The 23518-nt window shown below is 73.7% G+C and carries 24 protein-coding genes; 16 read left to right on the top strand and 8 right to left on the bottom strand.

Features of this window, described 5'->3' with window-relative positions; translation table 11 throughout:
• The first annotated feature begins 38 nt into the window (after positions 1–38).
• From D1J60_RS16365 to D1J60_RS16385, 5 genes are all read left to right on the top strand, one after another.
• Entirely contained in the window at positions 39–668 is a 630-nt protein-coding gene (locus D1J60_RS16365; RefSeq protein WP_125821593.1) for a DJ-1/PfpI family protein, read from the top strand.
• On the top strand, positions 661–1125 hold the full coding sequence (locus D1J60_RS16370) for a helix-turn-helix domain-containing protein (protein WP_125821594.1): 465 nt from the start codon (positions 661–663) through the stop codon (positions 1123–1125). Before D1J60_RS16365 ends, D1J60_RS16370 begins: the two co-directional genes overlap by 8 nt.
• A 307-nt stretch (positions 1126–1432) precedes the next feature.
• A complete protein-coding gene (locus D1J60_RS16375) occupies positions 1433–3064 on the top strand; it encodes a serine/threonine-protein kinase (protein WP_125821595.1) in 1632 nt (543 codons plus the stop codon).
• Positions 3065–3145: 81 nt separating this feature from the next.
• Positions 3146–3547: a nuclear transport factor 2 family protein gene (locus D1J60_RS16380; protein WP_164720909.1), complete on the top strand. Its 402-nt coding sequence runs from the start codon at positions 3146–3148 to the stop codon at positions 3545–3547.
• A 5-nt stretch (positions 3548–3552) separates the two neighbouring features.
• The gene (locus D1J60_RS16385) at positions 3553–4191 is read left to right on the top strand and encodes a LysE family translocator (protein WP_125604129.1); all 639 of its coding nucleotides are present in this window, start codon (positions 3553–3555) and stop codon (positions 4189–4191) included.
• Positions 4192–4213: 22 nt separating this feature from the next.
• Here D1J60_RS16385 and D1J60_RS16390 read toward each other — a convergent pair whose 3' ends face one another.
• The gene (locus D1J60_RS16390) at positions 4214–4693 is read right to left on the bottom strand and encodes a diadenosine tetraphosphate hydrolase (RefSeq protein ID WP_125821596.1); all 480 of its coding nucleotides are present in this window, start codon (positions 4691–4693) and stop codon (positions 4214–4216) included.
• Between the two features lie 251 nt (positions 4694–4944).
• Between D1J60_RS16390 and D1J60_RS16395 the strand changes: the two genes are divergently transcribed.
• The 7 genes from D1J60_RS16395 (at position 4945) to D1J60_RS16425 (ending at position 12364) form a co-directional block, all read left to right on the top strand.
• Entirely contained in the window at positions 4945–5874 is a 930-nt protein-coding gene (locus tag D1J60_RS16395) for an alpha/beta hydrolase (protein WP_241253291.1), read from the top strand.
• Positions 5867–7054 (top strand): acyltransferase, encoded by a 1188-nt coding sequence (locus D1J60_RS16400; RefSeq protein ID WP_125821598.1) that lies wholly within the window; start codon positions 5867–5869, stop codon positions 7052–7054. The genes D1J60_RS16395 and D1J60_RS16400 overlap by 8 nt, the downstream gene beginning before the upstream one ends.
• A gap of 10 nt (positions 7055–7064) precedes the next feature.
• Positions 7065–8381: a sensor histidine kinase gene (locus D1J60_RS16405; RefSeq protein ID WP_241253292.1), complete on the top strand. Its 1317-nt coding sequence runs from the start codon at positions 7065–7067 to the stop codon at positions 8379–8381.
• Positions 8378–9049: a response regulator transcription factor gene (locus D1J60_RS16410; RefSeq protein ID WP_125821600.1), complete on the top strand. Its 672-nt coding sequence runs from the start codon at positions 8378–8380 to the stop codon at positions 9047–9049. The genes D1J60_RS16405 and D1J60_RS16410 overlap by 4 nt, the downstream gene beginning before the upstream one ends.
• 87 nt (positions 9050–9136) lie before the next feature.
• Positions 9137–10465 carry a histidine kinase gene (locus D1J60_RS16415; RefSeq protein ID WP_125821601.1) on the top strand — a complete coding sequence of 443 codons (1329 nt, stop codon included), beginning with the start codon at positions 9137–9139 and terminating at the stop codon, positions 10463–10465.
• Positions 10462–11121, top strand: coding sequence for a response regulator transcription factor (locus tag D1J60_RS16420; RefSeq protein ID WP_125821602.1), 660 nt, complete (start codon positions 10462–10464; stop codon positions 11119–11121). The genes D1J60_RS16415 and D1J60_RS16420 overlap by 4 nt, the downstream gene beginning before the upstream one ends.
• A gap of 25 nt (positions 11122–11146) precedes the next feature.
• Positions 11147–12364 (top strand): cytochrome P450, encoded by a 1218-nt coding sequence (locus D1J60_RS16425; RefSeq protein ID WP_125821603.1) that lies wholly within the window; start codon positions 11147–11149, stop codon positions 12362–12364.
• A gap of 13 nt (positions 12365–12377) precedes the next feature.
• On the opposite strand, the gene D1J60_RS16430 is transcribed toward D1J60_RS16425, so the two are convergent.
• Positions 12378–13217 (bottom strand): diacylglycerol kinase, encoded by an 840-nt coding sequence (locus tag D1J60_RS16430; RefSeq protein ID WP_125821604.1) that lies wholly within the window; start codon positions 13215–13217, stop codon positions 12378–12380.
• 163 nt (positions 13218–13380) lie between these two features.
• On the opposite strand from D1J60_RS16430, the gene D1J60_RS16435 reads away from it, so the two are divergent.
• The 3 genes from D1J60_RS16435 (at position 13381) to D1J60_RS16445 (ending at position 16010) form a co-directional block, all read left to right on the top strand.
• On the top strand, positions 13381–14664 hold the full coding sequence (locus D1J60_RS16435; protein WP_125599878.1) for an adenylosuccinate synthase: 1284 nt from the start codon (positions 13381–13383) through the stop codon (positions 14662–14664).
• A 141-nt stretch (positions 14665–14805) separates the two neighbouring features.
• Positions 14806–15435 (top strand): DUF6879 family protein, encoded by a 630-nt coding sequence (locus D1J60_RS16440; protein WP_125599875.1) that lies wholly within the window; start codon positions 14806–14808, stop codon positions 15433–15435.
• Positions 15436–15515: 80 nt separating this feature from the next.
• Positions 15516–16010 (top strand): carboxymuconolactone decarboxylase family protein, encoded by a 495-nt coding sequence (locus D1J60_RS16445; protein WP_125821605.1) that lies wholly within the window; start codon positions 15516–15518, stop codon positions 16008–16010.
• A gap of 21 nt (positions 16011–16031) precedes the next feature.
• Here the strand turns inward: D1J60_RS16445 and D1J60_RS16450 are convergent, their stop codons facing one another.
• Positions 16032–17663, bottom strand: a complete 1632-nt coding sequence (locus D1J60_RS16450; RefSeq protein WP_125821606.1) for an ADP-ribosyltransferase domain-containing protein — start codon at positions 17661–17663, stop codon at positions 16032–16034.
• Between the two features lie 169 nt (positions 17664–17832).
• Here D1J60_RS16450 and D1J60_RS16455 point away from each other — a divergent pair, with 169 nt between their 5' ends.
• A complete protein-coding gene (locus tag D1J60_RS16455) occupies positions 17833–18510 on the top strand; it encodes a macro domain-containing protein (protein ID WP_164720910.1) in 678 nt (225 codons plus the stop codon).
• 25 nt (positions 18511–18535) lie between these two features.
• On the opposite strand, the gene D1J60_RS16460 is transcribed toward D1J60_RS16455, so the two are convergent.
• The 5 genes from D1J60_RS16460 to D1J60_RS16485 form a co-directional block, all read right to left on the bottom strand.
• The gene (locus D1J60_RS16460) at positions 18536–19411 is read right to left on the bottom strand and encodes an alpha/beta hydrolase (RefSeq protein ID WP_125821608.1); all 876 of its coding nucleotides are present in this window, start codon (positions 19409–19411) and stop codon (positions 18536–18538) included.
• Positions 19412–19582: 171 nt separating this feature from the next.
• Entirely contained in the window at positions 19583–20830 is a 1248-nt protein-coding gene (gene kynU / locus D1J60_RS16465) for a kynureninase (RefSeq protein WP_241253293.1), read from the bottom strand.
• The gene (locus tag D1J60_RS16475; protein WP_125821609.1) at positions 20823–21671 is read right to left on the bottom strand and encodes a tryptophan 2,3-dioxygenase family protein; all 849 of its coding nucleotides are present in this window, start codon (positions 21669–21671) and stop codon (positions 20823–20825) included. Before D1J60_RS16475 ends, kynU begins: the two co-directional genes overlap by 8 nt.
• A gap of 129 nt (positions 21672–21800) precedes the next feature.
• A complete protein-coding gene (locus D1J60_RS16480) occupies positions 21801–22214 on the bottom strand; it encodes a DUF3151 domain-containing protein (RefSeq protein ID WP_125821610.1) in 414 nt (137 codons plus the stop codon).
• A 110-nt stretch (positions 22215–22324) separates the two neighbouring features.
• A complete protein-coding gene (locus tag D1J60_RS16485) occupies positions 22325–23389 on the bottom strand; it encodes a CE1758 family FMN-dependent luciferase-like monooxygenase (protein ID WP_125605544.1) in 1065 nt (354 codons plus the stop codon).
• Positions 23390–23518 lie beyond the last annotated feature (129 nt).

The raw sequence follows: 23518 nt of genomic DNA on the forward strand, positions 1-23518 counted from the left end.
TGTCATAGCTTTCGTCCTACCTGCTGGAGGCGAGCACCATGACCGAGAACCCCGCCAAGCCCGTCCACCTCGCGGTCTACGACACGTGGGCGGACTGGGAGACCGGACACACCACCGCGCACCTCACCCAGCGCGGCCACCGCGTCCGCACGGTCGGCCTCGCCGCCGGCACCCCGGTGACCACGATGGGCGGGCTGCGGATCCTGCCCGACCTGTCCCTCGCCGACCTGCGCCCCGAGGACTCCTCGCTGCTGATCCTGACCGGCGCCGAGCTCTGGGACTCCGGCGACGAGCTCGCCCCGTTCGCGGCCAAGGCCCGCGAGTTCCTGGCCGCCGGGGTGCCGGTCGCGGCCATCTGCGGAGCCACGGCGGGTCTGGCCCGGGAGGGCCTGCTGGACGACCGCCCGCACACCAGCGCGGTCTCGTTCTACCTCGCCGAGCAGCCGGGGTACGCGGGCGCCGAACAGTACGTGGAGGCCGACGCCGTGACGGCGGGCGACCTGATCACGGCCGGTCCGACCGAACCGGTGGCCTTCGCCCGGGAGGTCTTCGCCCGGCTCGGCGTCTATAAGCCGGACGTCCTCGACGCGTGGTACCGGCTCTTCCACGACTCCGACGCGAGCGCGTTCCCGGTCCTGATGGCGGCGGCGGAGGCCGGCGATGCCTGAACCGCTGTCCGGGCGGGAGCGGCAGGACCTGCTCAGCCGTACCGCGCTGGGCGTCTTCCACCTCAACGGCCAGTTCCTCTCCGTCTCCGAGGAACTGGCCCGCCCGGCCGGGCTGACGGCCGCCTGGTGGCAGGTCCTGGGCGCGGTGCTCACGGAGCCGCTGCCCGTGGCGGGCATCGCCCGGACCATGGGCATCACCCGCCAGAGCGTCCAACGCGTGGCCGACCTGCTGGCCGCCCGCGGCCTCGCCGAGTACGTCCCCAACCCGGCCCACCGCCGGGCGAAGCTGCTCCGCCCGACGGAGGCGGGGCGCGCCGCGATCGGCCGCATCGAGCCGGGACACGCGGAACTGGCCGACAGGCTGACGGAGGCCCTCGGCGAAGCCGGCTTCGCGGAGACGGTCGCGGTCCTGGACCGCCTCTCGGCGGCGCTGTCGGCGATCACGTCGGAGGCCTGAGGAGCCGGGCCCCACGCCGTATCCCGGAACTGTCAGGCGGGGGCGGGGGGCGAAGGGCCGGGCCAGGGCGGTGGCCCGGGTTGGGTGGTGGCCCGGCCGGGGCGGTGGCCCAGCCAGGGGGACGGCCGAGGGCGGTGGTGGTCCGGCCGGGGCAACCGCCCGGCCGGGGGACCGGTCCAGGGCGGTGGCCCCGCCAGGGCAACCGCCCGGCCGGGCAGGGGCGAAACCCCGGCCCCCTCCCGCCGCGGAGCGCCCCGCACTACGCTCGCCCCGTCCGGCCAGCCCAGGGGGAAGGGACCACCCGGCGATGGAGCAGCTCCACCCCACCGACCCGCACCACGTCGGCCCGTACCGACTCCTGTCCCGCCTCGGCGCCGGCGGGATGGGCCAGGTCTACCTCGCCCGCTCCGACCGCGGCCGCGCCGTCGCCGTCAAGCTCGTCCACCCCGGCCTGGCCCTGCGCGAGGAGTTCCGCTCCAGGTTCCGCCAGGAGGTCTCCGCCGCCCGGCGCGTCGGCGGGGCCTGGACCGCGCCCGTCCTCGACGCCGACACCGAGGCGGCGACCCCGTGGTTCGCCACCGGCTACGTCGCCGGGCCGAGCCTGCGCCAGGTCGTGGCCCGGGACTTCGGTCCGCTGCCCGCCCGCACGGTGGGGATCCTCGCGGCCGGGCTCGCGTACGCCCTCCAGGACATCCACCGCGCCGGCCTGATCCACCGCGACCTCAAGCCCTCCAACGTGCTGCTCACCATCGACGGCCCCCGCGTCATCGACTTCGGCATCGCCCGCCCCCTCGACGAGCCCGACGCCGGCCTGACCCGGACCGGGCAACTGGTCGGCTCCCCCGGCTTCATGGCGCCCGAGCAGGTGCGCGGAGGGCCGGTCACCCCGGCCTGCGACGTCTTCTGCCTGGGCGCCGTCCTCGCGTACGCCGCCACCGGACGGCTGCCGTTCGGCGACGCGGAACACCCCGGCGGGACCGCCGGGCTGCTGCTGCGCATCGTCGAAGCCGAACCGGACCTGGCCGGCGTACCGGACGGGCTGCGCGAGCTCGTCGCCGACTGCCTGCGCAAGGACCCCGCCGCCCGGCCGGACCCGGCGGCCGTGCTGGCCCGGGTGGGGGCGGGCGACACGGTGGCCGACGGCCGCGCGCTGGAACCCTGGCTCCCGGCACCGCTCGTGGCCCAGCTGGGGCGGCAGGCCGCGCAGCTCCTCGACCGCGAGGACGCCGGGCCGGCGGGGGCACCCCTGCCGTCGGCCCCGGCCCCGGCCACGCCCGTGGCCCCCGTGCCGCCCGTGCCGCGGGCCGTCCCCGTCACCCTCGCGGCGCCCGTCACCGCCGGCCCCGCGGGGCCCGTGCCACCGGTGCCCGTCCAGCCGTACGAGCCGCCTCCCGCGGTGCCCCCGGCCCGCCCCGGCACCGTGTCGACGGCGTTGCTCGCCGCGGTGGCGGTCGTCGTCGCGGCGGCCGCGGGCGGCACGGTGTACGCGGTGATGAGCGGGGACTCCGCGCCCCGGCCCCCGGTCACGGCGCCCTCCGGGTTCGCGGGCGCCCCCTCCCCGGGCTCCGGATCCGCTTCCGCCCCCGCCGCCGCAAGCCCCGGAAGCGGAACCCGGGCGGGCCGGCTCCCCCAGTCCTACGCCGGCACCTGGCGGGCCGTCTCCGGCTCCGCCGACTGGCACCTGACCCTCACCCCCGGCGCCGTCGGCGACCCCGTCATGACCCTGCGCGTCGAGCACCCCGGGTACTCCTGCTCCTGGCGGGCCGCCCTGCGCAGCGCCCCCGACCCGGTGGAACTCGAAGTCTCCGCCGTCACCTCCGGGACCCCTCCCACCTGCACGCCCGGAGGCTGGAGCCGGCTGCGGCTGCTGCCCGACGGAAGCCTGGTCCGCGAGCTGAGCGGGGGAGGCAGCCTCCCTCTCACGTACTACAGGGAGTAGTCGCCGAGCGTTTGTGTCGAAGTCAATAAGCCTGCAAACAGAGCTTGTTGCGAAAGAGGGGCCCATCGCACACTGCGGCACATGGAGCCCTTGAAGGTAGTGGCACGACTGTGGGAGCGGATCGGGGCACGCGACTGGGACGGCGTGGCCGGGCTCGTCGCCGAGGACGCCGTCATCGAATGGCCGGTCAGCGGCGAGCGGATCGTCGGCAGGGCCAACTTCATCGCCGTGCTCCGTGACGAGGAGGACGACACCGGCGACCGGTCCATCGGCTCCGTCGAGGTCCTGCGCATCCTCGCCGACGGGGACCTCGTCGTCACCGAGGTGGAGATACCCGAGGACCACGTCCTCTACCGGGCGGTATCACTGTGGACGGTGCGCGGCGGACGCGTCGTCGGCGCCCGGGAGTACTGGACAACGCCTGGACAGGACCCTGCGCCCCGCTGGAGAGCCGTTTACGTCGAACCCCTGGTGGCAGACTGAGCCGTGTGCTCACGCAACTCGCCGCGGCGACCGGCGTCCTGGCCCTGCTGACCCTCGTACCCGGCCCCGACATGGCCATCGTGACCCGGCGGGCCGTCTCCCGGGGACGTGCCGACGGGCTGCGCACCGTGGGCGGGATCGCCGTCGGGCTGCTGCTGTGGGGCGCCCTGACCGCGGCCGGGCTCGCGGCGCTGCTCGCCGCCTCGGCCGAGGTGTTCCTCGTGGTCAAGCTCGCGGGGGCGGCGTACCTCTGCTTCCTCGGCGCGCAGGCCCTGCGCCGCCCGGGCGCCGGGACCGCCCTGGACGGGACCGCCGGTGACGCGGCGGACCGTGCCGCGCCCGGCCGCGGCGGCAGCGCCTGGCGCACCGGCCTGGTCGCCAACGCCCTCAACCCGAAGATCGCCGTGTTCTACACCGGCCTGCTCCCCACCCTCGCGCCGCCGGGTCTGCGCCCGGCGGCGGGGATGGCGCTCCTCGTCCTGGTCCACGTCCTGCTGACGCTGGTGTGGCTGAGCACGTACGTCTACGTCCTCTCGCGCGCCCGGCGCTTCTTCACGCGGCCGCGCGTCCGCCGGGCGATGGACCGGGTGACGGGCGTCGTCCTGATCGGCTTCGGGGTGCGCGTGGCCACGTCCGCGACGTAGCTCCCGGGTAGGGGCCGGGCCGCTACGGGAGGAGGCGGTCGAGCTCCTCGGTGACGGCGGCCCGTATCCCGTCGTGGCGGGGCGCGAGCGCGTGGCGTTCGCCGCGCCAGCACTCCTCGTCCTCGTAGAGCCAGACCGGCATCCGGACGAGGTCCTCGGGCTCCCAGTCGTAGCGCGGCCAGATGTGGGCGTGCAGGTACGGGTCGGTGTTGCCGAGGATCTCGATGTTCACGCGGCGGAAGGCCGGGTCGAGCCGCGCGCAGGCCCGCTCGACGGCCTCGGCGAGCCGCTCCAGGTCGGTCAGGTAGGCGATCCGGCGCGCCAGGGGCAGGTCCGAGAGCCGGGTCACTGCGGGGTCGTCGGTCAGCAGCACCGAGTACCCGGGCAGGAACTGCCGGTCCCCGATGGCCGCGAATCCGGAGTCGAGGCGGCGCAGGACGGTGGGGTTCAGCCCCCGGTGCGCGCTGCCGATGCGGTCGTGTCGCCAGTCGGTCTCGTTCATCCCCGGACCCTAACGGAGGCCTGCGGGGGCCGATTTGCCGGTGGCGGGCCGCATGCCCCTGCTGTCTGCCGGTGCTCGCGGACCGGTGGAGAACCGCTGCCGGCTGGCTCTCAGGTAGCGGTGGTCATACCTGAGAGCTACCTGTGAAGGCGGCTCCGCAGCGTGACGCCGACGAGGGGTGCCTATTCCTAACTTCGTTACCAGAGCGGGCGCCTGCCCGCCTGGCCGAAGGACAGGAAGAGGAATCCGAGATGAGCACTGGCAGCCGCCTCCGCCGCACCCTGCTGGCCGGCCTCGTGGCCGCGGCCGTGGTGCTCCCCGTGTCGGCCGCCGCTTCCCCGCGGATCCCGGCGCCGGCCCCCGAGGCCGTCTCCGAGTCGGCCTCCCTGGAGAGCCGGTACGCGTCCTCCCTCGCGGGCATAGCCGGTGCGGCCCGTACGGCCGGGGAGTCGGGGCATGCCGACCGGGCCGCGAAGCTGCGGGCCATGGCCGGGACCGGAGCCCGGTTCCTCGTCTTCGACGGCCGCGGCCAGGGCCGCGCCGTGGAGGTGTTCGGCGATCTGGACGACGCGGACCGGATCGCGGTCCTGGTGCCGGGCTCGGACACGAACCTGGACACCTACCAGCGCTTCCGGGAGGGGGCCCGCTCCCTCCAGCAGCGGCTGAAGGCCGAGCACCCGCGCTCCGCGGTGGTCGCCTGGCTCGGCTACGACACCCCCGGCACGGTCAGCACCACCGTCCTGACCACCGACCGCGCCGACCGGGCCGCGGCCGAACTCGGGCCGTTCCTCTCCGGGTTGCGGAAGCTGACCCCGGCCGGCGCCCGGATCTCCCTGCTCTGCCACTCGTACGGCTCCGTGGTCTGCGGCCGGACCAGGACCGGCCCCGAGGTCACCGACATGGCCCTGTACGGCAGCCCGGGCACCGGAGCGGCCACCCGGGCGAAGCTGGCGACCACCGCCCGGGTGTGGGCCGGCCGGGGCTCCGGGGACTGGATCGGCACGGTCCCCCATGTCCGGCTCGGCGGGGCCGGGTTCGGTACCGATCCCGTGGATCCCGCCTTCGGCGCCCGCGCCTTCGCGGCCGGCTCCGCCGGGCACGGCGACTACCTCAAGCCCGGCACCGAGTCCCTCGGCAGCCTGGCCCGCATCGTCCTCGGAGCGGAGGCCCCGCATGCGTAGCCTGCCCGCCCGCTGGGCGGCGCTGGCCGGCCGCGTCGACGGGGCGACCCCCGCGGACCGGGACCGGTCGGTGGACGCCCTGCGGGCCCTCGCGATCCTCGGGGTGGTGCTCGGGCACTGGCTGGTGACCTCGCTGACCAGTACGGACGGCGGCCTGCGCGGGGGGAGTCCGCTGGCCCACATGCCCTGGCTGGCGCCGGTGTCCTGGGTGCTCCAGACGCTGGCCGTGTTCTTCCTGGTCGGCGGGCACGTCGCGGTCCAGGGGTACGCGTCGGCCCGGGCGCGCGGGGTCGGGTACGGGAGCTGGGTGCGGCTGCGGCTGGGGCGGCTGTTCCGCCCGGTGGCGGCGGTGCTCGCGCTGTGGGCGGTCGTGGCCGGCGGCCTGCTGCTGGGCGGCGCCGGGCTGGACACCGTCCGGACCCTGCTCCGGCTGGTGTGGTCGCCGCTGTGGTTCCTGCTGGTGTTCGCCGCGCTGACCGCCGCCACCCCGCTGGTGGTCCGGCTGAACCCGCTGTGGCCCGCTCTCGTGGTGGCGGCGGTCGACGTGTGGCGGTTCGGGCTCGGCGGGCCCGAGTGGATCGGCTGGGTCAATGTCGCCGCGGGCTGGCTCGTCCCCTACACCCTGGGCGCGGCCTGGGCCCGGGGTGCGTTCGCCCGGCGCCGTCCGGCCCTGCTCCTGCTGGGCGGGGGCGCTGCCGGGGCGGCCGCGTTGGTCCTGTGGGGCGGGTACCCGGCGTCGATGGTGGGGGTGCCGGGGGCGGCGGTGTCCAACCTGAACCCGCCTACGGCGGCCGCCGTCGCCTTCGGGCTGGCCCAGTGCGGGCTGGCGCTGCTGGCGCGCGGGCCGCTGGCGCGGGCCATGCGCCGGCCCCGCACCTGGGCGAAGGTGGCCCTGATGAACCTGTCCGCGATGACGGTGTTCCTCTGGCACCAGACGGCGATGATGTCCGTCACCGCCCTCGGGCTGCTGGTCTCCCGCGACCTGCCCGGGCTGCACACCGTGCCCGGTACGGCGGGCTGGATAGCCGCCCGGCTGCTGTGGCTGCCGGTGTTCGCGGCCGCCCTGGCCGTCTGCTGGGCCGCCTTCCACACCTACGAGCGGGCCCCCCGGCCGCGGAAGGCCGCGGGGACCCCGCGCGAGCGGCTTCCGGCAACCATGAGGGAGATCACCCATGCCTAGGGTGGACGACGTGAACGAGCAGAGAGAGACCGCGGCCGAAGGGCCGGGACAGGAGGTCCCCGCCGCGCGCGGTGTGGCCCGGCGGCTGTTCTCCCTCGGGCGGGATCCGCTGCCCCCGATGAAGCGGCCCCGCTGGCTGAACCGGCTGCCGCACGCCCTCGTCGTGTATGCCGCCGTCCTCTTCGGCTTCCTGACGTCCACACAGATCCAGGACAACTACCACGCGCGCGATCCGAGCGTGATCGTGCTGTCGCTCTTCACCGGCTTCTCCATCGTGGCCGCCATGTTCCGGCCCGTCGCCGCCTGGTGGCTCGGCCTGATGACCGCCGGCTTCATCGCCGCCACGCTCCACGGCCACGTCGGGCAGGGTCAGACCTGGCCGTGGACACCCGTCGGGCTGTTCGCCTTCGCCCCGCTGGTCCTGCTGGTGGCGCTGCGCGTGCCGCCGAAGGTGACGGCCGCGGTCGTCGCCGTGCCCGTGGCCTGCACCGGGACCGCCGAGATGCTCTTCAAGCCGGAGCACAGCCAGAGCAGCGCGGTCGGCGCGCTCCTCGTCTTCGGCTTCGCCGGCCTCCTCGGGTACGCGCTGCGGGCGACGCGGCTGGCCCGGGGCCAGCTCGTCGTGCAGGAGACCCTGACGGAGGAGGAGCGGGCGCGGCGGACGCTGCTGGAGGAGCGCAGCCGGATCGCCCGCGAGCTGCACGACGTCGTCGCGCACCACATGTCGGTGATCTCCATCCAGGCCCAGGTGGCCCCGCATCTGGTGCAGAACCCGTCCCCGGAGCTGAAGGAGAACCTCGCCGGCATCCGGCAGAACGCTCTGGAGGCCCTCACCGAACTGCGGCGCGTCCTGGGCGTGCTGCGCTCCGAGCACGCCGACGATCCGGCGAACCCGCACCACCCCCAGCCCACCCTCGCGGAGCTGGACGCGCTCGTGGACAACGTGCGCGCGGCCGGACTGGACGTCACCACCGAGACGGCGGGCATACGGCGGCCGCTGACCCCGGGCGTGGAGCTCACCGCCTACCGGATCGTGCAGGAGGCGCTGAGCAACTGCCTGCGCCACGCCCCCGGTTCCCGCGTGGAGGTCGGCATCGCCTACGGGCCGCGCGACCTGCACCTGTGCGTGGCGAACTCGGCGCCGACCCGGCCGGCCCCGCCGTCGCCCGGTGCGGGGCACGGGCTGCTCGGCATGCGGGAGCGGGCGGGCATGCTGGGGGGAGAGCTGGCGGCCGGCCCGCGCCCTGACGGCGGGTACGAGGTGAGCGCCGTGCTCCCCATGGACCCGCCCGGCGGTTCCGTTTCCGAGGAGAAGAAGGACGCATGAGCACTCCGATCAGGGTGATGATCGCCGACGACCAGGTGATGGTCCGGCAGGGCTTCACCGTCCTGCTGAACGCCGAGCCCGACATCGAGGTGGTCGGCCAGGCGATAGACGGCGCCGACGCGGTGGCGAAGGCCGGGGAGCTCACGCCGGACGTGGTCCTGATGGACATCCGCATGCCGGGGATGGGCGGCATCGAGGCCACCTCCGTCCTCACGGGCACGCCCGGCTCGTTGGTGAAGGTGCTGGTGCTGACCACCTTCGACCTGGACGAGTACGTGTACGAGGCGCTGCGCGCGGGTGCTTCGGGCTTCCTCCTGAAGGACGCCTCGGCGGACCAGCTGGCCGAGGCCGTGCGGGTGGTCGCGGCCGGCGAGGCCCTGCTGTCGCCGAACATCACCAAGCGTCTGATCACCGAGTTCTCGCGGCTGGGAGCCCCGCGTGCGCCTTCCAGGGCGCGCATCGAGGAGCTGACGGAGCGGGAGACCGAGGTGCTGTCGCTGATCGCCCAGGGCCTGTCGAACGGGGAGATCGCGACGCACCTGGTGGTGGCCGAGCAGACGGTCAAGACCCATGTGGGCCGGATCCTGGTGAAGCTGGGCCTGCGGGACCGGACCCAGGCCGCGGTGTTCGCCTACGAGACGGGTCTGGTCCGTCCGGCGGGCTACTGAGTCACCCTTGTAGTACCTGAGGGGGACCCCGGGAAATCCCCTTCAGCGGCGACGCGGTCGAGGCGGGCACCGGCCTACGGTTTGGACATGACCGAGACGACCACCGGGGCGACCCCCCGGCCTCCCGAACTGCGGATGGCTTCGGGCCTGATGCAGAGCCTGCGCGACGAGCTGATCACCGACGCCTTCGCCTACCGGCCGCTGCCGCGGATGCGGACGGACGGGCCGCTGGTGCGCCGGCTCCCCGAGGGCATACGGCCGAGGGCGGCCTACCTGCCGCATGCCGTGGTGGTCGTGACGGCGTTCATCGTGACGATGCTCGCGAGCGCCGACAACCAGTACGGCGGGCCGCCGGTCCAGTTCGTGGTGCTGGGGCTGCTGGCGGCGGGGCCGGTGCTGATGACCCTGGTGCGGCCGGCGGGGGCGTTCTGGGTGGTGCTGGCGCTGACCACCGCCCTGTCGGTGTTCTCCGACCGGAACCTGTCCTGGCCGTGGTCGCCGAGCACGTTCGTGGCCACGCTGGCCGTGATGACCTTCGTGGCGATGCGGCTGCGGCCCCGGGCCGCCGCGTGGATGTGGTTCATCACCCTGCTGTACGGGACGCTCCTGCCGATCCTGGTCGGTGGCGCGGATGGGGGCGCCGTCGCGCCGATGGCCTTCTTCTCGGCGGTGGCCCTGCTGGTGGTGACGGTCCGCAACACGCGCAGGGAGGCCCGGCGCGAGGTGATCGCCGAGCGGGAGGTGACCGCCGTCGAGCGGGACCGGCGGACGCTGCTGGAGGAGCGGACGACGATCGCGCGGGAGCTGCACGACGTGGTCGCGCACCACATGTCGGTGGTGGCGATCCAGGCCGAGGCGGCCCCGTACCGGGTGAAGAATCCGCCGCCGGAGCTGGAGGCGGCCTTCGCGACCATCCGGGAGAACGCGGTGGCGGCCCTGACGGAGCTGCGGCGGGTGCTGGGTGTGGTGCGGTCCGCGGACTACGAGGCCCCGGAGGCCCCGCAGCCGACGCTGGCCTCCCTGGACGGGCTGCTGGCCAATGTGCGGGAGGCCGGTCTGCGCGTGGACAAGACCGTCACGGGTGCGGTGCGCGAGCTGCCGCAGGGCGTGGAGCTGTCGGCGTACCGGATCATCCAGGAGGCCCTGAGCAACAGCCTTCGGCACGCGCCGGGGGCACCGGCCGAGGTGGAGGTCTCGTACGTACTGGGCGGGCTGGGGATACGCGTGGTCAACGGTCCGGCGGACGGGGACGTCCCGCCGTCGCCGGGAGCCGGGCACGGGATCACGGGAATGCGGGAGCGGGTGGCGATGCTGGAGGGGGAGATGACGGCCGGAGAGACCGGTGCGGGCGGGTACGAGGTGGCCGTGTTCATACCGGTGCGCAGCCGGCCGGAGCCCGAGGAGGCACCGGCATGACGATCCGGGTGCTGATCGTCGACGACCAGATGATGGTCCGCGAGGGGTTCTCCGTCCTGCTGAACGCGATGGAGGGCATCGAGGTCGTCGGGGAGGCCGTGGACGGCAGGCAGGCCATCGCGCAGGTCGCGGTCCTGAGGCCGGACGTGGTGCTGATGGACATCCGGATGCCGGAGATGAACGGCCTGGAGGCGACGCGGCAGATCGTGGCGGCGGACACGGACGCGAAGGTGCTGGTCCTGACGACCTTCGACCTCGACGAGTACGTGTACCAGGCGCTGCGGGCGGGGGCGTCCGGGTTCCTGCTGAAGGACGCCTCGGCCCGGCAGCTGGCGGAGGGGGTGCGGGTGGTGGCGTCCGGGGATGCGCTGCTCGCCCCGTCGGTGACGAAGCGGCTGATCTCGGAGTTCTCGAAGCTGTCGGAGGTGCAGAGGGCGGCGGACCCGTCGGGGGTGTCGGAGTTGACGGAGCGGGAGACGGAGGTGCTGGTGCTGATCGCGCAGGGCCTGTCCAACGGGGAGATAGCGGACCGGCTGCTGGTGGCGGAGTCGACGATCAAGACGCATGTGAGCCGGATCCTGGTGAAGCTGGGGCTGCGGGACCGGACCCAGGCCGCGGTGTACGCCTACGAGACACGGCTGGTGACGCCTGCTTAGCGGCGGGACGGCCTAGGGTGCTGGGATGCGCTTTGATCCTTGGGATGCCGCGTTCGTAGCCGATCCGTACCCCGCCTACCGGGAGTTGAGGGAGCGGGGGAGGGCGGTGTGGTGCGAGGCGACGGGGCAGTGGCTGGTGCCGCACTACGCCGATGTGAGCGCGCTGCTGCGGGACCGGCGGCTGGGGCGGACCTACCTGCACCGCTTCAGCCACGAGGAGTTCGGGCGCAAGGCTCCGCCGCCGGAACACGAGCCGTTCCACGTCCTCAACGGGAACGGCCTGCTGGACCTGGAGGATCCCGCGCACGCCCGGGTGCGGCGGCTGGTGTCGAAGGCGTTCACCCCGCGGATGGTGGAGCGGCTCGCGCCGTCGGTCGAGCGGCTGGCACGGGAGCTGGCGGGCGGGCTGCGGGCCGCCGGGGGCGGGGACCTGCTGACCGCCGTCGCCGAGCCGCTGCCGGTGGCGGTGATCGCGGAGCTGCTGGGGATCCCGGAGGGGGACCGGGGGCTGCTGAGGCCCTGGTCGGCGGACATCTGCGGGATGTTCGAGCTGCGGCCGGACGCGGAGACCGCGCGGCGGGCGGTGACGGCGAGCGTGGAGTTCAGCGCGTACCTGCGGGAGCTGATCGCCGAGCGCCGCAAGGCGCCCGGCACGGATTTGATCTCCGCGCTGATCGCCGCCCACGATGAGGAGGGCCGGCTCAGCGAGCAGGAGATGATCTCCACCTGCGTCCTCCTGCTGAACGCCGGGCACGAGGCGACCGTGAACACCACGGTGAACGGCTGGTGGGCCCTGTTCCGCAATCCCGGTCAGCTCGCCGGCCTGCGCGCGCACCCCGGCCCGGGGAATGCGGAAAAGTTGTCCACAGCTGTGGATGAACTGATGCGCTACGACACACCCCTCCAGATGTTCGAGCGCTGGGTGCTGGACGACATCGAGATCGGGGACACCCTCATCCCCCGCGGAGCCGAGGTGGCGCTGCTCTTCGGGTCCGCGAACCGGGACCCGGCGCGCTTCGAGGACCCTGACGCGCTCGACCTCGGGAGGGCCGACAACCCCCACCTGACCTTCGGGGCCGGGATCCACTACTGCCTCGGCGCGCCCCTGGCCCGGCTGGAGCTGGCCGCCTCGTTCGGGGCCCTGCTCGACCCGGACGGCCCGCCGATGCGGCTGGTGAGGGAGCCGCAGTGGCAGGAGGGCTACGTCATCCGGGGGCTGCGGGAGCTGCTGGTGGAGTTCTAGGCCGCCGCACGCCTCACCTCGGCAGTGTCAGCGCCCAGGCCGCGCGCCGCACCGTCCACGTGCGCCGCCGTACCGGGCCGGCCAGGGCGTGGTCCGCCCGGTAGCGGAAGTCCTCACCGGACGCCCCGACCACGGCGGACACCGTGACCGCCTCCGCGCAGCCCCTCAGCGGCGGCGCTCCCGACAGCCGCACCACCACCTCCGCCGGGCCCGCGCCGCCCCCGGCGGTCCGCACGGCCACGTCCTCCACCGGGCGGTCCCCGTCGGCGACCACGACCCCGTCGACCTCCACCCGCAGCCGGTGCACCGGCCCCACGGGCGACGCCGGGCTCGGCAGCAGCGTCCGCAGCAGCGAGCGGTAGCCCCCGCCGCGCCGCACGGCCGACACCGGCGAGCTGATCCGCAACCCGCCCAGCACCACCCCGCCGCCGTCGTCCACCAGCAGGTCACGCGGCCGCGCCACCCCGTCCAGCGCCGTCCTCGCCGCCAGCACCGCCGACAGCGGCACCCCGAGGGACCGGGCCAGCGCCAGCGACCCCGCGGGCCCCACCGGAATCAGCGACACCACCCGCTCGCCGGGCTCCCGCTCCCGGTGCAGCAGCCCCACGGCCCGCACCAGCGCCCGGTCGTCCCCCACGACCACCGGCCGCCGATGACCTCGGCGGGCGAGGGCCCGCGCAAATTCCTCCTGCGAATCCGGGAGGCAGATTTTCGCCGCCGCTCCCGCTGACAACACATCCTTCGCGATTCGCACGGCCTCGCCGTCAAGACGGCGGGCGACCGGGTCTACGAGCACGAGCAGGCCGCCTACCGGCGCGCCCGCATGGCTCATGGCGGGCTCTGGAGCCGACACCTCGGTCCTTCCTCGGGTAGCATCTTTGTGCAAGAGGCCCTTGCGCTATTGCGCCAGGGCCTTCGTCTATTCCGGGGCACCGGTCCGACGGCTCAGCCTGCGGTGTACATCGTCGTACGCCCCCTGACCTTGGACATGCCCCATCCGGAAGAGGTGTACGCCTGTGCCCGCTCTTGTGCTGCTCGGAGCTCAGTGGGGTGACGAGGGCAAGGGAAAGGCCACCGACCTGCTCGGTGGATCCGTTGACTATGTGGTGCGCTACCAGGGCGGCAACAACGCCGGCCACACGGTCGTCGTAGGCGACCAGAAGTACGCGCTCCACCTCCTCCCTTCCGGCATCCTCTCCCCCGGATGCACCCCGGTCATCGGCAACGGTGTCGTCGTCGACCCGGCCGTCCTGCTCTCCGAGCTGCGCGGTCTGAACGAGCGCGGCATCGACACCTCCAAGCTGCTCATCAGCGGCAACGCGCACCTGATCACGCCGTACAACGTCACCCTCGACAAGGTCGGCGAGCGCTTCCTCGGCAAGCGCAAGATCGGCACGACCGGCCGCGGCATCGGTCCGACCTACGCGGACAAGATCAACCGCGTCGGCATCCGCGTGCAGGACCTGTACGACGAGTCGATCCTCACCCAGAAGGTCGAAGCGGCCCTCGAGGGCAAGAACCAGCTCCTCGCGAAGCTGTACAACCGCCGCGCGATCGAGGCCTCCGCGATCGTCGAGGAGATGCTCCAGTACGCGGACCAGATCAAGGGCTACGTCGCCGACACCACCCTGATCCTCAACAACGCGCTGGACGAGGACAAGGTCGTGCTCTTCGAGGGCGGCCAGGGCACCCTGCTCGACGTCGACCACGGCACGTACCCCTTCGTCACCTCCTCGAACCCGACCGCCGGCGGCGCCTGCACCGGCACCGGCGTGGGCCCGACGAAGATCAGCCGCGTCATCGGCATCCTCAAGGCCTACACGACCCGCGTCGGCGCGGGCCCGTTCCCGACCGAGCTGTTCGACGAGGACGGCGAGGCGCTGCGCCGCATCGGCGGCGAGCGCGGCGTGACCACCGGCCGCGACCGCCGCTGCGGCTGGTTCGACGCCCCGATCGCCCGCTACGCCACCCGCGTGAACGGCCTGACGGACTTCTTCCTCACCAAGCTGGACGTCCTGACCGGCTGGGAGGAGATCCCGGTCTGCGTCGCGTACGAGATCGACGGCAAGCGCGTCGAGGAGCTGCCCTACTCGCAGACCGACTTCCACCACGCGAAGCCGATCTACGAAACCCTCCCGGGCTGGTCCGAGGACATCACCAAGGCCAAGACCTTCGCCGACCTGCCGAAGAACGCGCAGAACTACGTGAAGGCGCTGGAGGAGATGTCGGGCGCCCCGATCTCCGCGATCGGCGTCGGCCCCGGCCGCACCGAGACGATCGAGATCAACTCGTTCCTCTAGGCACCGCAGCCCGAGGGGGCGGGGAGCGCACGGCGCTCCCCGCCCCCTCGGCGTTTTCGGCAGACGCGCGAACACGTACCGCACCCGGCGGATCACGTTCGGTACAGTCGGGGCACCGACACCCAGGGCTGGGGATTCCAGATGCACGACCTCCGCGCGCCGGCGCTCCCGGCCACCCGAGGCGAGGCGCTCGACGCCGACGCCTACGCCGAAGAGCTGCGGGAACGCCGCGCGTCGGTCCGCAACGGCGAGTCCTGGCAGCTGGAGCGGCTCCAGCACTTCGAGGAGACCGGCAGCCCGACCCGCGACGCGCTGCGCCGCGGCGACTGGCGGGAGGTGCTCCGGCTGATCGAGGCGGAACGCACCACCGCGCGCCGGGCCGCCGACGACGACGGCCGCAACGGCTCCTTCCTCCGCCGGCTGCGGGTGGTGGAGGAGCCGCTGTCCCCGTACATGCGCTGGCAGCTGCACTGGCTCCACATGCGCGCCGAGGCCGGGCACCAGACCCGGGTGCTGTCCGCCGAGGAGTTCTCCTTCGCCGAGGCGGCCGGCGGCGGCCGGCTCCCCGAGATCCTGATCGTCGACGGCCGCGTGCTGTACGAGGTCCTCCACACCCCCGACGGCGTCCACACGGGCAGCCGCCGCTACGAGGACCCGGCGATCGTCCGGTCCTGGGAGGTGTACGTGAAGCGGGCCTACGCGATGGCCGAGGACCTGCGGAACTACTTCACCCACTCCGTCGCGCACCTGCCGCCGCCGCCTGCGTGCTGAAAAAACTTCTCCGGGTCCGTCACATCCGCGTCCTCCCCCGGGTCAGTGCTGTGAAGACACCGACCGAAGGAGCAGCAGCCATGACGAACGCCCCCGCCTCGATCTCCCGGATGCCCAACCCGGGCGAGTTCGTGCCCGAGCTGAGCGACATCAGCGCCGCCCTCTTCCGTGCCACCGGCAACCGCTCGGTGCCGCGCACCACGATCAGCCTGGTGCACCTGCGCGCCGGCCAGATCGTCCACAACACCTATCTGACCGTCCTGAACACCGCCTTCCTCCGCAAGGCCGGCGAGTCCGAGGAGCGGATCACCGCCGTCTCCTCCTGGCAGGACGCGCCGTACTTCACCCCGGCCGAGCGCGCCGCGCTCGCCCTGGTGGAGGCCACCCTCCAGCCCGCCCCGCGCGGGCAGGAGCGCGTCCCGGACGAGCTGTACGCCGAGGCCGCGAAGCACTACGACGAGAAGGCGCTGGCCACCCTCACCATCGCGATCGGCCAGATCAACTTCTTCATCGCGCTGGCGCTGATCGGCAAGCCCCAGCCGGTGGCCTCCCTCGCCGACCAGCAGTGGGACTGAGGGCCGGCGGCCCCCACCGGGTCAGGACACCAGGGTCTGCTCCTCCAGCTCGGTCAGCCGGACCGTGCACAGACCGCCGCGCTCGGTCCTCACGTCCGTGACCTTCAGCTGCGTTCCCGGGGAGAGGATGAACTCCTCCTCCTCGGTGAACGCGGAGAAGTCGCGGATGCCGACCGCCCGGGCGGGCACCACCTCGAAGAGCGTCCGCTTGCCGCGGCTGCCGAGGAACCCCCGCGCGACACCGAGCTTCGGCGTGCAGGAGGACACGCCCCACCAGGTGACGGTGCGGCCCAGCGGGTACTGCGCCCGCAGGTCCAGCGCCACGCCCCGGTACAGCGGCTCGGTGCGCGCGGGCAGCCCCGACACGGCCGAGAACAGCAGCCGCAGGTAGGGCAGGTACGGGACGAGCCTGGAGCGGTCCGGGGAGCGCAGGACGGCGTTGATCTCCCGGTAGAACGCGGACTCGCAGGTGTAGAGGTAGAGCGCGGAGACCGCGTCGGCGGACAGCCCGCCGGCCGCTCCGTCCGCCCGCGTCCTGCCGAACTCGTACGACCGGTCGACGTGCCGGCCGAGTCCGGCCAGCAGCTCGGCGACGGGCGCGACGGCGTCCCGGAAGTCCATGAGCGGGGTGTCGAACACACCGGTGATGGCGGGGAGGACGAGGCCCTCGTCCTTGACGCTGGAGAGGCGCTCCAGATACAGCTGGTGCAGCTCCATCGTGGAGGCGATGAAGGCGCCCATGCGCGCCGCGACGTCCTCGCCGGCCGCCCCGCCGTCCTCGTCGGCGCGCTCGTTCCACCCCTTCTCCGGGAGCCAGTCGACGGGGGCCGCGCCCACGGAGGCGAGCGCGTCGTTGACCGTCGCGAAGTGGTCCCCGTCGCAGAAGATGTCGCCCTGCGCGGCCGGATTGGCGTGGTCGATGTGCCGGACCTCGACGGCGGGGTACTTCTTCTGGAGTTCGAGGACGACCTTCTTCAGGCTGCGCGCGTGGGCGCCCCACCAGGCGAAGACGACCCCGCGGTCCTCCTCGTCGGCGTCCTGCTTGGCCTTGAGGATCTCCTCGACGATGCGCTCGGCGACCGGCCGCCAGAAGGCGGTGTGGGGATCGGCGCCGCCCCGGGGGCCGTCGCTGCTCGCGGTGAGCGCGGCGTTCAGCAGGAGCACGCCCTGGGTGAGCATCGCCTGGAACCATTCCGGCGGCTGCACGGTGTCCCGCTCCTTGAGGAGCGCGCGTATGTCGGCGATGGGGGTCTTCTTGGGAATTCCGTGCTTCCACATCGCCGCTGCCTTGATGATGCAGCGAATGCTGACGACGCGGCCGAACTGGCTGTCCTTCCAGTCGTGGAAGGTGTTGTCGAACATCGCTATGCCGGTGGCGCTTTCCGGCCGCGGATACGGGTTCTGCCCGAAGACGACGACTTTCCACTTGTGCGGCGGATTCGGCTTGAGCGCCTGGAAGGTCAGCTCGCGGACCGGGACGACGTCCGGGCCGCGGCCCGCGCCGATGAACGCGGCGGCGTTGGGCCGGGCCTCGATGACGGGCTTCAGCAGCGGGAACCACGGTTCGCCGCCGCCCTTGAACAATTCGGCGAGGGCCAGGGGGTCATGGGGGTCGGGCTGTACGGGATCGGCCGGGGAATTGGTTTCGGGCATGGCGGCAACTCCGAAATGTCGAAGCGGTTTTCGAGTCTTTCCGCAGGCTAACAGCGGGCACTGACAACGCTGACCGACCGTCACCAGAAGGCGCACCGAAGGGGATTGTCAGTGCCCGCCGCTAGCGTGGTGAGTGGTCGCAAAGACCGATTCCCGATTGGAGTGGATGATGACCGAGGACCGCGTGCAGCCTGCGCTCAGGGTCGTACTGACCGACGTCAACGCCGAAGTGGTGGAGTCGTGGCGGGCCGCCTTCGCCGACACCCCCGGGATCGAGATCCGCCGGGGCTCGATCCTCGACGAGGACGTCGACGCGTGGGTCAGCCCGACCAACTCCCGCGGCCGGATGGACGGCGGGGTCGACGCCGCCGTCAAGCGCTTCCTGGGGGCGGGCATCCAGCTGCGCGTGCAGCGGGCGATACGCGACGGGTTCGCCGGCAGCCTCCCGGTGGGCAGCGCGGTGTGCGTGCCGTCCGGGGCCGTCACCCCGCGCTTCCTGATCTCGACGCCGACGATGGAGACGTCCTCGCAGAACGTCAGCCAGACGCTGAACGTGGCCCTGGCCTGCGCGGCCGCCTTCCAAGCGGTCCACCGGCAGAACGACGAGAAGCCCGGCAGCATCCGCTCCGTGGCCCTGGTCGGCATGGGCGCCCGGACCGGCCGCGTGCCGGCGCGGGTCTGCGCGAACCTGATGTGGACCGGCTACACCCTCTTCAACGACCACCGCTTCGACGACTACGACGACCTGCGCTCAACGATCACCGCCCAGCTGGACGACATAGAGAACGCCCCCGCCACGAAGCGGGTACGCATCACCCCGCCGAAGCGGGCCACGGCCCGGCGCTGACCGGCCGGGGCGGCGAGGGCACCGGCTACCAGGCCAGTTGGGAGATCTCCTCCGCGACCACCGCGCAGGCGTCCGCCGCCGGGTCGATCAGGGGGAAGTGGCCGACGCCCTCGACCAGGGTCAGGCCGACCATCTCCCCCGCCTTGGCCGCCGCGGCCACGTACGACTCCGCCACCGCGGGCGGGACCACGATGTCCTCGCGCCCGTGCACCACGGTGGTGGCGATGCCCGTCGGGAGCAGCGCCGCCGGGTCGGCGCACGGCAGCCGGGCCTCCCAGTGCTCCGGCCCGCCCAGCAGCTGCGCCGACGCGCCGCCGCACACGCCGAGTTCCTCGGCGACCGCGAAGTCCGCGATCGGGGCCAGCGCCACCACACCGCGCAGCGGCGGCGGGGCGGGCAGCCGCCAGGGGGAGCCGGCCGGGAGCACGTGCCGCGCCGCCGCCCACAGCGCGAGCTGTCCGCCCGCCGAGTGGCCGGTCACCACGGTCCGGCGGAAGTCGGCGGCGGGCAGGGCCGCGGCGGCCAGGGCGGGCAGGGCGTCCATGGCGGCGGCCACGTCGTCGAAGGTCTCGGGCCAGCGGCCGGCCACCGGAGCGCCGCCGCCCTGGCGGGGCAGGGAACCGCCGCGCCGGTACTCGACGTTGGCGACGGCGAAACCGCGCCGGGCCAGCAGGTCCACGAAGGGGGTGACGTGCTGCCGGTCGTAGGGGGCCCGCCAGGCACCCCCGTGCAGGACCACGACCAGCGGGGCGGAGCCCGTGGACCGCCCGCGCGGGGCGTGGAAGTCGATGACCTGGTCGGGGTGGTCCCCGTACGCGGCGCTCGCGTCGGGTGCGACCGGGGGGTGGGCGAAGGCCGAGGCGGCCTCGGCGGCGTCCCGTTCGACTGCGGGGTCCGTCATCGGCTCGACCTCTCGGTAACGCGTGGGACAAGGGGGACAGGTGTTCCGGTGTTCCGACTGAGCGGGACCGTACCAGGCCGACACCCGCCCCCGGCCGCCGGAAGGGGTGCGCACGTGGGCGGGCGGAGCCGTAGCCCCGCCCGCCCCGTGGTGTGACGTTTCGCTACCGCGTCACCCGAAAATGTGACCCAGTGTGCGCGCGGCGCGCTCCACGTCGGCGAAACCGACGTAGAGCGGGGTGAAGCCGAACCGCAGGACGTCGGGGGCGCGGAAGTCGCCGACGACCCCCCGGGAGATGAGCTCCGCCATCACCTCGCGGGCGCCCTCGGCGCGCAGCGAGACCTGGCTGCCGCGCCGGCCGTGCTCGGCCGGGGTGACCGGCTCGACCCGGCCCGGCGGGACGTACGCGGCGACGCATTCGAGGAAGAAGTCCGTCAGCGCCAGCGACTTGGCGCGCACGTCCTCGACGTCCACGCCGTCCCAGGCTTCGAGGGCCGACTCCAGGGCCAGCATCGACAGGATGTCCGGGGTCCCGACGCGCATCCGGGCCGGTCCCTCGGCGGGGACGTAGTCCGGGGTCATCGCGAAGGGCTCCGCGTGGCCGTTCCAGCCGGGCAGCGGGGAGTCGAAGGCCCCCTGGTGCCGTTCGGCCACGTAGATGTAGGCCGGGGCGCCGGGGCCGCCGTTGAGGTACTTGTAGGTGCAGCCCACCGCCAGGTCGACGGCGTGCGCGTCGAGCCCGACGGGCAGGGCCCCGGCGCTGTGGCACAGGTCCCACACGATCAGCGCGCCCGCGGCGTGCGCGGCCGCGGTGAGGCCGGGCAGGTCGTGCAGCCGGCCGGTGCGGTAGTCGACGTGGTTGAGCAGCACCACCGCGGTGTCGTCGCCGAGGGCGCCGGCCGCGTCGGAGGGGTCGACCGGGACGAGTTCGAGGCCGGTCATCCGGGCGGCGGACGCGGCGATGTAGCCGTCCGTCGGGAAGGTGGTGGCGTCGACCAGCATCCGGGTCCGGCCGGGCGCGGCCAGACGGGCGGCGCCGACGAGGGCCTTGAAGAGGTTGACGCTGGTGGAGTCGCCCACGGTCACCTGGCCGGGGGCGGCACCGATCAGCGGGGCGATGCGGTCGCCGATCCGCTGCGGGGCGGTCCACCAGCCGCTCTCGTCCCAGGAGCGGATGAGGAGCTCGCCCCACTGGCGGTTCACGACGTCGGCCACCGCGCCGGGGACGGCGGCCGGCAGCGCGCCGAGGGAGTTCCCGTCGAGGTAGACGACCCCGTCGGGCAGGGTGAAGCGCTCGCGGAGCTTGCCGAGGCCGTCCTCGGCGTCCAGGCGCGCGGCCCGCTCCCGCAGCTCCGGTATCGGGTCCGGGTTCAGGTCCGGGTTCAGGTCCGGGTTCGGGTTCGGGGCGGCGTCAGACATGGCTGCGGGCCGTCCAGAGCTCGGGGAAGACGTTCTTCGTGGCGCGCTTCTCCAGCCAGGTCACCCCGGCCGAGCCGCCCGTGCCCGTCTTCGCGCCCATCGCCCGGCGCGTCGCGACGAGGTGGTCGTTGCGCCAGCGCCAGACCAGCTCGGCGACGTCCGTGAGCACCTCGCCGAGGCGGTGCAGGTCGGCGTGCCGGCCGTCCGGGTCCGCGTAGAGCTGCGTCCAGACGGCCTCGACCTCGGCGGAGGGCTCGTAGCGCTGGGCGAGGTCCCGGTCCAGGACCGACTGGGGCACCGGCAGGCCGCGGCGGGCCAGCAGGCGCAGCGTCTCGTCGTACACGCTGGGCTCGTGGAGCGCCTTCTCCAACTCGGCGTGCACCCGCGGGGCGCCCCGGTGGGGGACCAGCATCGACGCGGACTTCTCGCCCAGCAGGAACTCCATCCGGCGGTACATCGCCGACTGGAAACCGGAACCCTCGCCGAGGGCGGCGCGGTACGAGTTGAACTGGGCGGGGGTGAGCTGGGCCAGCGGCCGCCAGGAGGCGTTCAGGGCCTCCAGCTCACGGAGGGATCGTTTCAGCGCGGCCATCGCCACCGGGACGTCGTCCTCGCGCAGGGCGCGGGCGGCGGTCTCCCACTCGTGGACGATGACGGTGAACCACAGTTCCATGACCTGGGTGGTCACCAGGAACACCATCTCGCCGGGGTCGTCCGAGCGCAGGTGCTGGAGGTGGGTGAGGACGTCCGCCTGGACGTAGTCCTCGTACGGAGTCGTGCCGTCGAAGTCGAGGTTCGGGGTGTCCGAACCGGCTCCGGAGGCATCAAGGGCGTGCGACATTTCTGTCTCCTCGACACGTGCTTCCGGGTAGCGGTCCGCTCCTTCCGATGAGGTAAGTGGAGCCCCGGTCCCCTGCTCCGCATCATAAGCAGGGGATCCGGAAGCCCTCTAGGGCGCTCCTGGAGAGCGTTATGCGAGCGTGTCCGCCGCCGTCGGGGAGGAGTCGCGCAGGAACGTCGAGCAGCGCTCGTACTCGTCCTTCTCGCCGATGGCCCCGGCGGCCCGCGCCAGGGCGTGCAGGGCGCGCAGGAAGCCGCGGTTCGGCTCGTGCTCCCACGGCACCGGGCCGTGGCCCTTCCAGCCGGCGCGGCGCAGCGCGTCGAGGCCGCGGTGGTAGCCCGTACGGGCGTACGCGTACGACTCGACCGTGCGACCGGCCTCGAAGGCCTGGTCGGCGAGGGCGGCCCAGGCGAGGGAGGAGGTGGGGTGCGCGGCAGCCACCTCGGCCGGGTCGGTACCGGCGGCGAGGGCCTCGCGGGGCGCGGGCTCGTCGGGCAGGTGGGTGGGGGCGGGGCCCCCGAGCAGGTTCTGGTGAATCGACATGGCTTCAGTCTGGCCGACGCGGCCGCCGCCCGGCGCCCGGCCCCGCATCACGGCCCGGCGCCCGGCCCCGCATCACGGCCCGGCGCCCGGCCCCGCATCACGGGCCGGCGTCACGCCCCCGCCGCCGGGTGGCGGGGGCCCGGGGGGACGGCCGGCGGGCGGGAGGCGGCCAGCTCCCGGCGCAGGACCGGCACGATCCGCTCGCCCAGCACGTCGACCTGCTCCAGGGCCGCCGCCGCCGGCAGCCCGGCGTGGTCCACGGCGAACAGCTGCCGCTGGTAGTCCCCGTACACCTCCCGGAAGCCGAGGACCTTCTCGATCACCTGGTCCGGACTGCCCACGGCCAGCGGCGTCCGCGCCACGCACTCCTCCAGCGAGTAGCGCCCGCCGTGGAACCGGGACCGGTCGAAGTAGGGGCGGAACTCCCGCACCGCGTCCTGGGAGCGCGCCCGTACGAAGACCTGCCCGCCGAGCCCGACGACGGCCTGCTCGGCGGTGCCGTGGCCGTGCTCCTCGTACCGGGCGCGGTACAGCTCCACCAGGCGGGCGTACTGGTCGACCGGCCCGAAGAGGTTGTCCGCGAAGAAGCCGTCGCCGTAGTACGCGGCACGCTCCGCGGTCTCCGGCGAGCGCACCGACCCGTGCCACACGAAGGGCGGCACGCCGCCCAGCGGGCGGGGCACGGAGGTGAAGCCGTCGAGGCGGGCCCGGAAGCGGCCCCGCCAGTCGACGTCCTCCTCCCGCCACAGGCGGTGCAGCAGGGCGTAGTTCTCCCGGGCCAGAGCGCTGCCCTGGCGCAGGTCCTGGCCGAACCACGGGTAGCAGTTCGGGGTGTTGCCGCGGCCGGTGATCAGGTCGAGGCGCCCGCCCGCCAGGTGCTGGAGCAGCGCGTACTCCTCCGCGACGCGGACCGGGTCGTTGGTGGTGACCAGGGTGGTGGCGGTGGACAGGATCAGCCGCCGGGTGCGCGCCGCGAGGTAGCCCAGCAGGACCGGCGGCGAGGAGGTCACGTAGGGCGGGCTGTGGTGCTCGCCGGTGGCGAAGACGTCGAGGCCGGCGTCCTCCGCCCGCAGGGCGAGCGCGGTCATGGCCAGGATCCGCTCGTGATCGGTCGGGGTCCGGCCCGTCGTCGGGTCGGGCACGACCTCGCCGACCGAGAAGACGCCGAACTGCACGCCGCCCCTCCCGTGTCGACACCGCCGCCGCGCGGGGTGCGGAGCCGGGGGGCAGGCCCCGGCACCGGCTCGCGGCCCCGCCAGCAGACCGTGCCCGATGCGCGGCGGCCGGGCCAGGTCCGCCCGGGC

The organism is Streptomyces sp. W1SF4 (assembly GCF_003950035.1).
Taxonomy (GTDB): Bacteria; Actinomycetota; Actinomycetes; order Streptomycetales; family Streptomycetaceae; genus Streptomyces; species Streptomyces racemochromogenes.